Origin of the sequence: Lentzea sp. NBRC 102530, from assembly GCF_030269365.1 — a bacterium.
Classification (GTDB): domain Bacteria; phylum Actinomycetota; class Actinomycetes; order Mycobacteriales; family Pseudonocardiaceae; genus Lentzea.
The window spans coordinates 1-13,156 of the sequence record NZ_BSTF01000013.1; the positions used below are offsets into that span (position 1 = coordinate 1).

14 protein-coding genes are annotated in these 13,156 nt (G+C 67.9%); all 14 read right to left on the bottom strand.

Features of this window, described 5'->3' with window-relative positions; translation table 11 throughout:
* Window positions 1–284 precede the first annotated feature (284 nt).
* The gene (locus QSK25_RS30570; protein WP_285643375.1) at window positions 285–1,277 is read right to left on the bottom strand and encodes a hypothetical protein; all 993 of its coding nucleotides are present in this window, start codon (window positions 1,275–1,277) and stop codon (window positions 285–287) included.
* A gap of 129 nt (window positions 1,278–1,406) precedes the next feature.
* Complete coding sequence (locus tag QSK25_RS30575) at window positions 1,407–2,405, bottom strand: hypothetical protein (protein ID WP_285643376.1); 999 nt, start codon at window positions 2,403–2,405, stop codon at window positions 1,407–1,409.
* A 96-nt stretch (window positions 2,406–2,501) separates the two neighbouring features.
* Entirely contained in the window at window positions 2,502–3,389 is an 888-nt protein-coding gene (locus QSK25_RS30580) for an SDR family NAD(P)-dependent oxidoreductase (protein ID WP_285643377.1), read from the bottom strand.
* 272 nt (window positions 3,390–3,661) lie between these two features.
* Window positions 3,662–4,846 (bottom strand): ABC transporter ATP-binding protein, encoded by a 1,185-nt coding sequence (locus QSK25_RS30585; RefSeq protein ID WP_285643378.1) that lies wholly within the window; start codon window positions 4,844–4,846, stop codon window positions 3,662–3,664.
* A gap of 8 nt (window positions 4,847–4,854) precedes the next feature.
* Window positions 4,855–5,700: a carbohydrate ABC transporter permease gene (locus QSK25_RS30590; protein ID WP_285643379.1), complete on the bottom strand. Its 846-nt coding sequence runs from the start codon at window positions 5,698–5,700 to the stop codon at window positions 4,855–4,857.
* Window positions 5,700–6,653, bottom strand: a complete 954-nt coding sequence (locus QSK25_RS30595) for a carbohydrate ABC transporter permease (RefSeq protein ID WP_285643380.1) — start codon at window positions 6,651–6,653, stop codon at window positions 5,700–5,702. Before QSK25_RS30595 ends, QSK25_RS30590 begins: the two co-directional genes overlap by 1 nt.
* Entirely contained in the window at window positions 6,650–7,903 is a 1,254-nt protein-coding gene (locus QSK25_RS30600) for an ABC transporter substrate-binding protein (RefSeq protein WP_285643381.1), read from the bottom strand. The genes QSK25_RS30595 and QSK25_RS30600 overlap by 4 nt, the downstream gene beginning before the upstream one ends.
* 167 nt (window positions 7,904–8,070) lie before the next feature.
* A complete protein-coding gene (locus QSK25_RS30605; RefSeq protein WP_502881907.1) occupies window positions 8,071–8,631 on the bottom strand; it encodes a YflT domain-containing protein in 561 nt (186 codons plus the stop codon).
* Window positions 8,632–8,664: 33 nt separating this feature from the next.
* Window positions 8,665–9,198 carry a hypothetical protein gene (locus tag QSK25_RS30610; protein WP_285643382.1) on the bottom strand — a complete coding sequence of 178 codons (534 nt, stop codon included), beginning with the start codon at window positions 9,196–9,198 and terminating at the stop codon, window positions 8,665–8,667.
* A gap of 54 nt (window positions 9,199–9,252) precedes the next feature.
* Window positions 9,253–9,516: a MafI family immunity protein gene (locus QSK25_RS30615; RefSeq protein ID WP_285643383.1), complete on the bottom strand. Its 264-nt coding sequence runs from the start codon at window positions 9,514–9,516 to the stop codon at window positions 9,253–9,255.
* Window positions 9,517–9,575: 59 nt separating this feature from the next.
* Window positions 9,576–10,175 carry a hypothetical protein gene (locus QSK25_RS30620; protein ID WP_285643384.1) on the bottom strand — a complete coding sequence of 200 codons (600 nt, stop codon included), beginning with the start codon at window positions 10,173–10,175 and terminating at the stop codon, window positions 9,576–9,578.
* Between the two features lie 37 nt (window positions 10,176–10,212).
* Complete coding sequence (locus tag QSK25_RS30625) at window positions 10,213–10,875, bottom strand: hypothetical protein (RefSeq protein ID WP_285643385.1); 663 nt, start codon at window positions 10,873–10,875, stop codon at window positions 10,213–10,215.
* Window positions 10,876–10,885: 10 nt separating this feature from the next.
* Window positions 10,886–11,707: a hypothetical protein gene (locus QSK25_RS30630; RefSeq protein WP_285643386.1), complete on the bottom strand. Its 822-nt coding sequence runs from the start codon at window positions 11,705–11,707 to the stop codon at window positions 10,886–10,888.
* Between the two features lie 89 nt (window positions 11,708–11,796).
* Window positions 11,797–12,993 carry an acyl-CoA dehydrogenase family protein gene (locus QSK25_RS30635; protein ID WP_285643387.1) on the bottom strand — a complete coding sequence of 399 codons (1,197 nt, stop codon included), beginning with the start codon at window positions 12,991–12,993 and terminating at the stop codon, window positions 11,797–11,799.
* Window positions 12,994–13,156: the final 163 nt, after the last annotated feature.

Genomic DNA, 13,156 nt, shown 5'->3' on the forward strand with positions numbered 1-13,156 from the left:
AGGTGGTCATCGATCTTGACGTAGAGTGCGGTCAGAAGGGTGTTCAGGTCGGTCCTCACAAACTGATCTTGAACACCCTTCGTCTGTCTCCAGACACCGCCCATGCTTAGGACTTACTCATCTAGGGGGTGGAGGGCGGCGGGCTGCACGGGGGGCGCAGGGGCGGCCGAGAGTTCGGTTGCCCGGCGCTGGGTGACCAATGGCTTGAGGAGAACGAAGCCGCAGGCGAGGCCGACCGAGCGCAAGCGTCGCGACGGCGCAGCCGAGCCCATCCGAAGGTGACCTCACCGAGGCGCAACCCGAGGCCCCTCGGCATCGGGCAACGGCCGAGCCTGGTCCAGCACCTCGTCCGTGTACTTGTCCAGCAACCGGGTCCCGATCTGCTGCGCGTACCCGAAGATCACAGCCCACAACAACAAGGCGGCAGCCGAAGGAATCCCGATCAACCCACTCGTGACCCCGGCCCCCAACGCCAGGATCCCCACCACGGCCAACGCCGCCCCCAGCATGATCTTGATCAGCGCCTGGTAGCCGATCATCACGTAGGGCGACAACGAGGGCCGCCGCCGCAACAACAACACGACAGCAGCCAGCACAGCCCCGAAGGCCCCCAGCACCTGCACCAGCCACACGTCCACACCGGACGCCCGAGACCCGCCCCCGGGACACACCGTGGGCAACGCGTTCTCCTTGGGATCAACGCACAACGGGATGATCCCCGGCCGCAGGATCCCCACGACGCCCAGCACCGTGTTGATCACGAACAACACCAGCGAAGCCGCGATCAGCTTGTTGCGCAACGCCCGCGACCCGGCGTGCGCGAAGTCCGAGTTGTCGTAGGCGGCCCGCAGGGCGTCCACCACGATCGCCCGCTCCACCGCGGGCGTGAACTCCCCCGGCCGCAACGCCTCCAGCGCACGCCGCCGCGGATCGTCCTCGTCGAGGTACTGCGCCACCCGCGCCCGCAGGCCGGGCAACCGCCCGAGGAACCCGCGCTCGGCCGAGATCGTCGCCACCTCGGCCTCGTGCAGCGCACGCCAGGCACGTTCGATGTGCCACCCGGACCACCAGGACGGCACCGCCCGCCACCAGGGGTCCCGAGCCCCCAGCATCGCCTCGACCACCGCGGCCTGTTCGACGGCCGTGCGCCGCCACACGTCACCCTCGGGGTCGACCGGGTCGGACGGCCCGAGCGCAGCCAGATCCGCGCGGACCCGGTCGAGCCGGGACTGCACGACGAGTCGCCAGTCGGTGACTCTGGGTTTGCGCTCAGCCATGTCCCGATGGTGACACCCACCTCCGACTGTGTCGGCAGCCATCCGTGTGACGTGCGAAAACGTCACCGAATCGCCTCAGAGGGTGATCAGGTCAGCGGCTTGAGGGTCACGTGGTCACACACAACGCTTTCAGGGCGTCCTCCGCGCCGAACGGCTTTCCCACCGGTCCTGGAACCGGGCGACCCAAGCGTGCGCCCGCGCGAACTCCGCAGCGGCGTCTCCGCTGTACCCCCAGGGCCATTGCGACGCACGCTCGCCGCCGCGCGCGAGGTGCGCTGCGAGCCGGTCCGTCGCGAAGAGCCGGTAGTAGTAGTCCGCGAAGATCTGGTGCGCCCACGGGGACCGCGGGTGGTCGTCGGAGCCGGCGAGCAGCCGGTCCGACACCGCGTCGACCTCGGCGCGCTGCTTCTTGAGGTACGAGCGCGTGACGCCCTGCCACATCCGCACCGCGAAACTGGTCTTCCAGGTCAGGTACACCTGCATCTCGATGTGCGCCGCAGGGATCAGCGCCGGCATCGGGTGCCCGTCCGGCAGGCCTTCGACGGCGCCGCGCGCGAACCCGTACATCTCCTCGTGGCTGCCGTACCACTTGGCGCAGGCCGCGTGCAGGCGGCGGAAAGAAGCGTTGAACAGGTCGGGGACGCGCCGCACCACCTCGTCGTGGACGTCGGCGGCCTCACGGCGGTACTCGGGCATCGCCACGGCCATCGACATCATCAACGCCCACGGCTGGACGTCGGCGGGGTCGAGTTCGGCGGCACGTTGCAACGTGCGGTGTGCAGCGGCGGAGAACCTGCGCAGGCCGGTCCACTGCTCCTCGCTCGTCCTGTTCGCGCCCGCCGCGCCGCGCGACTCCCAGCCCGCGACGGACTGGGCGCTGCCCAGCAGCAGCAACAGGTCCACGTCGTCCCGGTGCTCCTCGGCCGCGTCGAGCAACTTCGGCAGCACGGCGTTGCCCGCGGCGCCCAGGACGTCGAACGCGAGTTCGCGGCGGTGCGGGTCGGCACGGACGAGAGCGAGCAGGCGGAGTGCGGAGTCGATGTCGCCGGCGACGAGAGAAACCGCCGCGTTCACGAGTTCGTCGTCGTCGAAGTCGGTGCCGACGCAGGAGGGGAGCTGGGAAACCACGCGCGGAAGCTGACACCGTGTCAAACGCGACAGTCCACAGTTGACCAAAAGGCGGTGCGGGAGACGCTCCCCCACGTCCCCCGCACCGCCGCGGGCTCAGGCGGTCTGCGAAGGCCCCACCAGCGCACGGAGCCGGGGAGGCATCCTCTTCTCCAACCCGTACGGTTCGAGGTGCGCCTGCAGAACGCCCGTGAAAGCCCGCTCCACGGAAGCCGTGTCCCAGTTGTCGCTCTCCAGGATCGGTTGCTTGAAGTACGGCTGGCCGACGATGTGCAACTGCCTGCCGTTGCAGCGGATGACCTGGCCGGTGATGCCCTCCGCGCGGTCGGAGAGCAGGAACAGCACGAGCGGCGCCACCTTGCCCGGCGTGCGGTCCGCCGGGATGGCGCGCAGGGAGCGTTCCGACTTCCACACCATCCGCGTGTGCGCCACGGGGCACACGGCGTTCACGCGGATGCCCTCGGCTTCGAGGTCGAGCGCCCACGAATAGCTCAGTGACGCGACGGCGCCCTTGGTGGCCGAATAGGTGGCGAGTTTGCGCTGCCCGAAGGAGGCACCGGAGGAAATGTTGATGATCGAGCCGCCACCGGAGGCGCGCATCGCCCGCATGGCGGCGATTCCGGTGTAGATGACGCCGAGGACGTTCACCTCGACGACGTGCTTGATCGTCTCCGGGTCGTCTTCCCAGGGCGCTGTCTCGTAGTTGAGGCCCGCGTTGTTCACGAGACCGTCGACGCGACCGAATTCGTCCAGGCACAGGTCCACGATCTTCGCGGCCTCGCTGGGGTCGGCGACGGTGTGGTTCGACGCGACGGCGTTGCCGCCGAACTCGCGGATGTGCTCCGCGACCCGTTCTGCCAGGTCACCGTCGTTGTCGTTGACCACAACGGACGCGCCGGCGAGGGCCGCGTGCATGGCGTAGGCCTCGCCGAGGCCTCGCCCCGCCCCGGTGATGACGACCGCTTTCCCGTCCAGGATCCCCATTGCACGCTCTCTTTCAGTCGGGCGGCGGTTCCCCGGAAACCCCCCGTGGTCCTTGTACCCGCCTTCGACAAGCGTGCGGACGTTCCGAAGGCGCGTACTCCATGTTTCGACGAGATGTCGCTGCCGAGCGCCCAATGGCGAACCCAGTTCGGCAGGGCAGATGACCCCGACTGATCGGCCCTTGCGAAACCGAGTCTTTCGTCCTAATCCGATCGAGTGACATAGAAAGAGCCGCCTTCCCGGAGGGGAAGGCGGCTCGGTAAAACGAGAATTCACCGTTCCGTGTACGTCAGGTTCTTACCGCTCGACGGGTCGAAGAGCTGCACCTTGTCGGCGTCGAACCAGATGTCCGCGGGCTCGCCCTCGACCGCGCCGGACGCCGACGACAGGCGCGTCACGAGCGAGATGCCGTCCCCCGGCACGTCGTCCGATCCCGCGTCCGCCGCGAGCTCCTGCAGCTCGGCCGAGGCCGCCTGCTCGCCGGTGAGGTTGAAGTAGGCGTACTTGTCCGAACCCATGGACTCCAGCACGTCCACGTGGGACGTGAACTTGCCGCCCGCCGACAGCTTCGCGGGCTCGACGATCGCCGCGTCCTCGAAGTGCTCCGGGCGGATGCCGAGGATCACCTCGCGGGGCGCGTCGGCGCTTTCGACGAGCCGGCGGATCCGGTCCGTCAGCGTCACGTCGCCGATGACGGACCGCAGCGCGCCGTTCTCCAGCGTGGCCGGCACGAAGTTCATCGACGGGGAGCCGATGAAGCCCGCGACGAACAGGTTCGCCGGCTGGTCGTAGAGGAACTGCGGCGCGCCGATCTGCTGCACGACACCGCCGCGCATGACGACGACCCGGTCGCCGAGGGTCATGGCCTCGGTCTGGTCGTGCGTCACGTACACCGTCGTCGTGCCCAGCTGTTTCTGCAGGCGCGACACCGAGGTGCGCATCTGCACGCGGAGCTTGGCGTCCAGGTTGGACAGCGGTTCGTCCATGAGGAACGCCTTCGGGCTGCGCACGATCGCGCGGCCCATCGCCACGCGCTGCCGCTGGCCACCCGACAGGTTCGACGGCTTGCGCTCGAGGTGCTGGGAGAGATCCAGGATCTCCGCCGCTTCCTTGACCTTCTTCTCCACCGTCGCGTTGTCGACCTTGGCCAGCCGCAACGGGAAGGCCATGTTCTCCTTCACCGTCATGTGCGGGTACAGCGCGTAGGACTGGAACACCATCGCGATGTCGCGGTCCTTGGGCGCCTTCTCGTTGACGCGCTGCCCGCCGATGCGCAGCTCGCCGTCGGTGATGTCCTCCAGGCCCGCGATCATGTTGAGGGTGGTGGACTTACCGCAGCCGGACGGCCCGACGAGGATGATGAACTCGCCGTCGGCGATCTCCAGGTTGACCTCCTGGACGGCCAACGCACCGTCCGGATACCGCTTGGTCACCTTGTCCAGAACGATCTCTGCCATTGGTCAACTCACCCCTTGACGGCGCCGGAGGTCAGGCCGGCGACGATCCGGCGCTGGAAGAACAACACGAAGAGGATGATCGGGATCGTGATGACCACGGCCGCCGCCGCGATCGACCCGGCCGGGTCCTCGAACTGCGAGCTGCCGGTGAAGAACGACAGCGCGGCTGGAACGGTCCGCGACGCCTCGGTGGACGTCAAGGTGATCGCGAACAGGAAGTCGTTCCAGCAGAAGATGAACACCAGGATGGCCGTCGTGAACACGCCCGGTGCGGCGAGCGGGGCGATCACCTTCTGGAACGCCTGAGCCGGGGTGGCACCGTCCATCTTGGCCGCCTTCTCGAGCTCCCAGGGGATCTCGCGGAAGAACGCCGACAACGTGTAGATCGCGAGCGGCAGCGCGAACGTGATGTACGGCAGGATCAGACCCGGCCAGGTGTCGAACAGCCCGAGCGCCCGTTCGATGTCGAACAACGGCGACACCAACGAGATCTGCGGGAACATCGCGATCAGCAGCGAGATCCCCACCAGCAGCCGCTTGCCGGGGAAGTCGAGCCGGGCGATCGCGTAGGCGGCCATGGTGCCGAACACCACGGCGATCGCGGTGGCGATGACCGCGATCCCGATCGAGTTCACCAGCGCGCGGATGAACTCGGTCGTGGCGAAGATGTTGCGGTAGTTGTCGAAGCTCCATTCGCGCGGAATGAAGTTCCCGTCGGTCAACGTCGCCGACGACTTGAACGAGAGCGAGACGATCCACAGCACGGGTACGAGCGCGTAGATCACGGCGACCGTGTTGAGCAGGCCCCACCCGATGCGCTTCGCCTTGGTCTCGGCTCCACTGATGCCTGCCATCAGCGCCTTCCTCCTTCGTCGCTACCGGGTGCCGCCGTGCCGAAGACCTTGATGAAGACGAAGGCGATGATGGCGACCGCGATGAAGATGAGCACCGACATCGTCGATCCGATACCCAGGTTGAGTCCTCTGATCAAGTTGTTCGCCGCGATCACCGAGACCGACGACGTGCCGTTGGATCCGCTGGTGAGCACGTAGATGTTGTCGAACACCCGGAAGGCGTCGAGCGTGCGGAAGAGCAGGGCGACCAGGATGGCGGGCTTCATGATCGGCACGGTGATCTTCAGGAAGCGCTGCCAGCCACCGGCTCCGTCCATCGCGGCGGCTTTGAGCAGGTCGTCCGGTACCAGCGCGAGGCCGGCCATGAGCAACAACGCCATGAACGGCGTCGTCTTCCAGACCTCCGCGAGCGTGATGATCAGCAGCGAGGGCACCTTCTCCGTGAGCGGTGCGCTGCCCTCCTCCATGAGAGCCACCAGATAACCGGTGCCCGGCGTCCACGCGAACCGCCAGGAGAACGCCGCGACGACGGTCACCAGGCCGTACGGGATCAGGCTGGACGTGCGGACGATCCCGCGCCCGACCAGGGTCCGGTGCATGAGCAGCGCCAGGGCCATGCCCAGCACGAGTTCGATGGCGACCGAGACCACGGTGAGCAGCACCGTCACCCACATCGCGTTCCACCAGTAGGGACTGGACAGCACCGCGACGTAGTTGTCGAACCAGATGAACTCGCGATCGTCGGGGAACTTCAGGTCATAACGCTGCAGCGACAGCCAGAAGGAGTAGATGATCGGCCACCCCGTGACCGCCACCATGATCAACGCCGCGGGTGCGCACAGCAGGAGGCCCAGCTTGCGTTCCGCTTTCTTGCCCTCGCTGAGCGCGGCTTTGCGCGGTGACGCCGCTACCTGCTTGGCCGGTGTGGCCGGCGGTTCCGTCGTCCGGGTCACGGCAGCACTCCCTTGGACTCGATGGCGTCCTGAAGCTCCTTGCGCATCCGGTCGGCCGTTGGTTTCGGGTCGATGTCAGCGGGCGGAGAGAGGATCGTGGAGATGACGGTCGAGACGTTCTGGTACGCCGGTGAAGCGGGACGCGAGCTCGCGTTCTCCAGCGTCTGCAGGATCGCGTCCTTCATGGGGTACGCCTGGTCCATCTCGGGATCGTCGTAGACGCTCCTGATGGTCGGTGGCACACCGTCCTTGGTGGCCGCGATCTTCTGGTTCTCCGCACTGCGCAGGCAGAGAACAGCCTCGAACGACTCGTCCGGATGGGCCGTGTACCTGCTGACCGCGTAGTTGATGCCACCGACGGTCACCTTGGACTCGCCACCGCCCAACGCGGGGTAGGGCGCCCACTTGAAGTTGGCGGCGAAGTCCGGCTTCTTCTGCGCGGCCGAGTAGACGTACGGCCAGTTCAACTGGAAGGCGGCCCTGCCCGCCTCCATCGCGAGTCGCGCGTCGTCCTCCGCGGCATTGGAGAACGACGGGTCGATCGCCTTCGACGTGGCGAGCTTCTTCAACGCCGCCAAGGCTTCCACGGCCTTGTCGTCGACGACGGCCTTGGTTCCGTTCTCGTCGAGGATCTTGCCACCGTTGGAGTTGACCAAGGTGTTGAACAGCACGACGAGCCCCTCGTACTGCTTGCCCTGCCCCACGATGCGGCCGGGCTTCCCCTCCGCCACCAGCGCCTCGGCCATGGAGATCATCTCGTCCCACGTCTTCGGGGGTGTGGGAACGAGGTCGGAGCGGTACCACAGGAGCTGGACGTTGGTGTTGTCCGGAGCTCCGTACAGCTTGCCCTCATAGGTCGCCGTCTCGAGCGGGGTCCGCAGGGTGCCGTCCTCCACCTGCGACTTGACCGAACCGGTGAACTCCCTGATCCAGCCGGCCTTCGCGAGCTCGGCCGTCCAGGTGACGTCGAGCCCCAGAACGTCCATGCTGGCGTCCTCCGCGGCAAGTCTGCGCACCATCTGCTCGCGCTGACCGTCCGCCTCGCGCGGCAGCTTGTTGTAAACGATCTTGTAGCGGCCGCCCGCCTTCGCGTTGCAGTTGTCGACGATCGCCTGGAAGTTCTCCTGGTTGTACTTGTAGACGTTCACGGTGATGCCCTGGTCGCCAGACCCGCACGCCGTCAGAGTTCCGGCCGCCAGAACCGCGGCACCCACTCCGGCCGCGAGTCGATAGCGCCTTGTCGCACCCATCGGCCCTGCCTCCTTCCCGACTGCACGGAGGAGCCAGACCGCAGCGCCCGGCACCTCGTCGTGCCACCGGCCGCACCGGGCGGACCGGTCAGATGAACCTAGGCCGGGTGATCACGGGCCGCAACCAAAGGAAGCAACGATTCAGAACCAATGGCCTTATGAAACCTTTAAGAGCTCGGGTTGACCGGCCGCATCGCGAGCTTCGCGAGCAGGTCACGGCCCTTCTCGGCCGACTTGGGGTGACACAGCACGTCATACCTGTTGGCCACCAACTGGGACGCTGACTGGAAGTCCCTCTTGCCCTTCGCCGACCCGTACCCGACGGCCGCGAACACCAGCCCGAAGAACACACCGGTGATCAGACCCGTGAGCACCGGCCCGACCGTCACGCCCGGCTCGGGGCTGAAGAGGGTGAGCAGCAGACCGACGAAGAGACCGAACCACGCGCCGCTCGCGGCACCCGTGGCGAGCACGCGTCCCCAGGTGAGCTTGCCGGTGATCCGCTCGACCAGCATGAGGTCCACACCGACGATCATCACGTCCTGGACCGGGAAGTCCTCGACGGCCAGGTGGTCCACCGCGCGCTGGGCTTCCTCGTACGTGGCGTAGGACCCGATCGGCCAGCCCGTCGGCGGGGTGGGCAGACGGGGAGGGACGCCGGGTCGGTTCGGATTGGCGAACGGACTCGTCACGGGGACCACCTCTGTCGGACGCGCTGATCGTTCCATCCTGCCAGTGCCCCGTGCGCGACGCCGAGACGCCTACGGGTGTTTTGCCGGGATCGTGACGCCGGAGCCCGCCGCACCGTCCACGTCGACCCACTCGGCGACCAGGTCGGCGGCCACCACGGTGATCGTTCCGCCGGTCATCCGGATCTCGTGACCGCACCCGTTCTCGCGGGGCAGGACCTCGTCGAGCTGGAGATCGCCCAGGCGCCGGGTCTCCGGCCAGACGTTCCTGCTCCTCGGCGCGGCGGAGACGTCGACCGCGAACTCGGTGACGTCCGCGTACCTGATCGACAGCGCCCGGTCGTGCTTGAACCGGTTCGGCGCGAACAGGACCTCCAGCGAGACCGCGTCCTCCCGATCGGTGAGCACCACCCGGTCGAGCTTCAGGTCCTTGACGCACCTCGGTCCGAAGAAGTCGTAGTGGTCCGGGTCCTCGGCGAACCTCCGCGCGCCCTCGGGCAGAGCGGCCGCGAACGCCGGGAGCTCGGCCAGGTAGGCGTCGGGATCCAGCAGGTAACCCTTGGGCCGGCCGTCTTCCACGACGGCGTCGACTCGGATGAACTTCATGTCGGCGGACTGCCCTCGCGGTAGACGTGGAGTTCGGAACGTACCCGGTGCACGTCAAACGTGGTTGCGGACCAGCTCCGACAACCTCGGCGCGCTTGTGGTGTCCCCCAGCGCCTCGCCCAGTGCGACCAGCCGGACGTGGTGGTCGTGCTCGATCTCCAGCTGGTCGTCGAAGATCCAGCTGCACATGGTGTCGAACGCGAGCTCGACCTCCCCGGCCGCGACCAGCTCCTGAACGTCGGCCCTCACCTCGTCGCGCGTCACGGGCGACTCGGCGAGCAGGCTCAGGACGGCTGCGTGGAGTTGGCGAGAATCCATGGCTTCTCCGTCAGAGGAGGAGGGCGAGGCGGTTCCCCGCATTGAACCAAGCAGGCGTCCTAACGCGTGAACGCCAGCTCGAAGCGGTGCGCGAACGCCCGGTACGAGCGCGCGTAGACGTCCCGGCTGTCCGCCACCCGCTCGCGTTCCTTCTCCAGCACCTCCCCCGCCGCGCCCGCGTTGCCGTTCAGCACGTGGATGATCGCGAGCTTGCGCGCCCGTTCGAAGTCCAGCAACGACTCGGGCTTCGCGACGAGCTCGCGCGCGACCGTCTCCCACTTCGCGTACTTGTCGACGTACGGCTTGCCGAACTTCAGAAACGCGGCCACCACAGCGGAAGCGACCGCCGCGTGGTCACCGCCGGGCGAGAAGTTCCAGTGCCACACCGGTTTCTCGCCCATCAGCGCGCCCACCGGCGTGGAAACCAGTGGTGTGCCGGGGATTCCGACGCCCAGAGCGCGGCACACCTCGTCGTAGCGGCGGAAGCAGACGCCGACGAGCGGGGTGAGGTCGAGGGAGCCGGAGACGCCGAAACCGAGCCAGCCGGCCACGCCGTCGCCGCGCTCCTGGAGCCAGGCGTGGCCGCGGCGGACGAAGCCGGTCGGGCGCAGGGCGGTGTCCACGGCGACGAGCACATCGGTTTTCGGTGAAGGCCTCACGAACGACAGGGTCCCAAACGAACGCGCATCCCGCCGGTCAACGCGGGCGCGCCATCACCTGGTCCACCGGTGGCAACCGGGAGGGCGGCTCGTCGGTGACCCAGGCGTACTCGATCGCCGACAGCCTGCCGCCGGTGGTCCACAGCAGGATCTCGCCGACGTACTCCCCTGCCGCGTGCACGGGGGCGTCGACCGGGAGGACGCCGTCGGCGACCTCGGCGGCCGGGCCGCTCGTGTCGACGTCGAGGCTGGCCGAACCCTCGTACCAGGGCTTCAGGACGCGGACGTGGTCCAACTGGGCGCGCAGCCCGGCGGCGCCGGGGACGTCGGCGGCGAGGATTCGTGCCAGCACGGCGCGTTCCGAGGGTGCCAGCGGGCGCGGGCCGCCGTCGAAAGGCAACAGGCGCAGGAGCTCTGCGGCGAGCGCGCGCACCTCGGCCCACTGCGGGGACCCCTCCAGCGCGTCGACGTGCCAGACGGGACCGGGACCGCTCATCTCGTCCAGCAGGGCGTCGACGCGCTCGGCCACGGCGACGGCCTCGGGAGCCTGGCGCAGCAGGTAGTGCTTGACGTCGTCGAACTCCAGCGCGAGTTCGTCGGCGGACGGGGCGGTGCCGATCGACTCCAGGTACTCGCGTTGTGCCTGCGCCGGCAGCGCGAGCCGCCGCACCGGGTTCACGAGTCCGCCCTCGGAACGCACGGGCACCCCCTCAGTGCAGGACCGGCGCGAGGAACTCGGCCAGCTTCCGCAGGACGTCCGACGGCACCTCGTCCAGGTGCTCGGTGAGCTGCAAAAGTATGCGGCCGCCACCGAGGTGCTCAACGGAATAACAGGGCGCCGTCGCGCAGACCTCCTGCACACCACCCAAAGCGGCGACTTGACGTGGTCCGAGCAACGTCGCCCAGTGCGGTCCGCGGGCCAGTTCGGCCGCCATGAACAACGACTCGTCCAGGCCGACGCCGACGGACACCTCGTGCGCGGTCCGCACCCCCACCCGGTCGAGCGTGATCCACCCGCCCGAGGCCTGGACCAGGGACGCGCCCGTGCGGAACGCCGACAGCCACTCCCCCTGCACGGCGTGGGAGATCCAGCCGCCGAACAACGTCCGCGAGGCCGTGACGACGACCTGGTGCGGGAACGCCGGGTCGTCCTTCAGCAGGACCTCGGCGCTCCAGCCGTCGTCCGCCAGCGGCAGGCCCTGCGAGTCGAGCTGGACGAGCTGCACGCGCAGGAACGACGGCAGGTCGGCCAGGGCCGCCGTCCACGACGATCGGGTGAACTCGCCCGTGGAGAGCCGCAGCCGGGCGTATCCCGGCGGGCCCCAGGGCGTTGTGTCAGAGGGTTCGTAGTCGCGCGCCACCGCGATGAGTTCGTCGATCGAGGCGGGGCACAGCGGCGTGAGCAGGTCGGTGAACAGCGCGCCGAACCACTCGGCCAGCGCAGGGCGGTCGACGCCGGAGAACGTGTCCAGCTCCAGGCGGACGACGTGGGGCGGCGACACAGGTCTCGGAAGCGTCAGATCTGTGCTCAAAGTGAGCGAACCTTATGGCCCGCAGGCGAAATCCGTTAGGGGCCAGTCCCGTGAAAGATTGGCCCCTAACGGGTTAACGCGAATTTCGTCTAACCGCGAGACTGGTAGTCGCGGAGCAGGCCGCGGCTGATGATCGTCTTCTGGATCTCGGACGTGCCCTCGCCGATCAGCAGGAACGGGGCCTCGCGCATCAGGCGCTCGATCTCGTACTCCTTGGAGTAGCCGTAGCCGCCGTGGATGCGGAACGACTCCTGGGTGACCTCGGCGCAGTACTCCGAGGCGATGAGCTTGGCCATGCCGGCCTCGACGTCGTTGCGCTGACCGGAGTCCTTCAACCGGGCCGCGTTCACCATCATCAGGTGCGCGGCCTCGACCTTCGTCGCCATCTCGGCGAGCTTGAACGCGATGGCCTGGTGCTCGGCGATGGCCTTGCCGAACGTCCTGCGCTGCTGCGAGTAGTCGATCGCGAGCTCGAACGCGCGGATCGCGATGCCGCACGCGCGGGCGGCCACGTTCACGCGGCCCACCTCGACGCCGTCCATCATGTGCCGGAAGCCCTGGCCGGTGACGCCGCCGAGCACCTGGTCCGCGGCGATCTCGAAGCCGTCGAACACCATCTCGGTGGTGTCGACGCCCTTGTAGCCCATCTTGTCGATCTTGCCGGGGATGGTGAGGCCCGGCAGGACCTCGCCATAGCCCTCGGGCTTCTCGACCAGGAACGTCGTGAGGTTCTGGTGTGGCTTCTCCGCGCCCTCGTCGGTCTTCACCAGCACGGCGGTCAGGTTGGACGTGCCGCCGTTCGTCAGCCACATCTTCTGGCCGTTGATGGTGTACCCGGACTCCCCGCGGACGGCGCGGGTGCGGATCGCGGCGACGTCGGAGCCGAGTTCGGGCTCGGACATGGAGAACGACCCGCGCACCTCGCCCGCAGCCATCCGCGGCAGGTACTTCTCCTTCTGCTCGGGCGTGCCGTGCTGCTTGAGCATGTGCGCCACGATGAAGTGGGTGTTGATGACGCCGGAGACGCTCATCCACCCGCGCGCGATCTGCTCGACCACCAGGGCGTACGTCAGCAGGGACTCGCCCAGGCCGCCGTACTCCTCCGGGATCGTCAGGCCGAAGAGGCCCATCTCCTTCATGCCGTCGACGATGTCGGCGGGGTACGTGTCGCCGTGCTCCAGCGTCTGGGCGTGCGGAATGATTTCCTTGTCCACGAACGTGCGCACGGTCGCGAGGATTTCTTCCTGGATGTCCGTGAGACCCGCGGTCTGGGCGAGGCGCGCCATCGCACTTCCCTTCCAAGGCTGAGGTTACCGGCGAGTATGGACCGGTTAACGCTCGTTTGCGACCGGGGTGTGCTCTCCGCAACAACGCGGGTGCCCGCTGTACCGAAACAGCATCGCCGCTCGCGGTAACCCTCCGTCCACCAGACGCGAAGAGGTGGTGGAG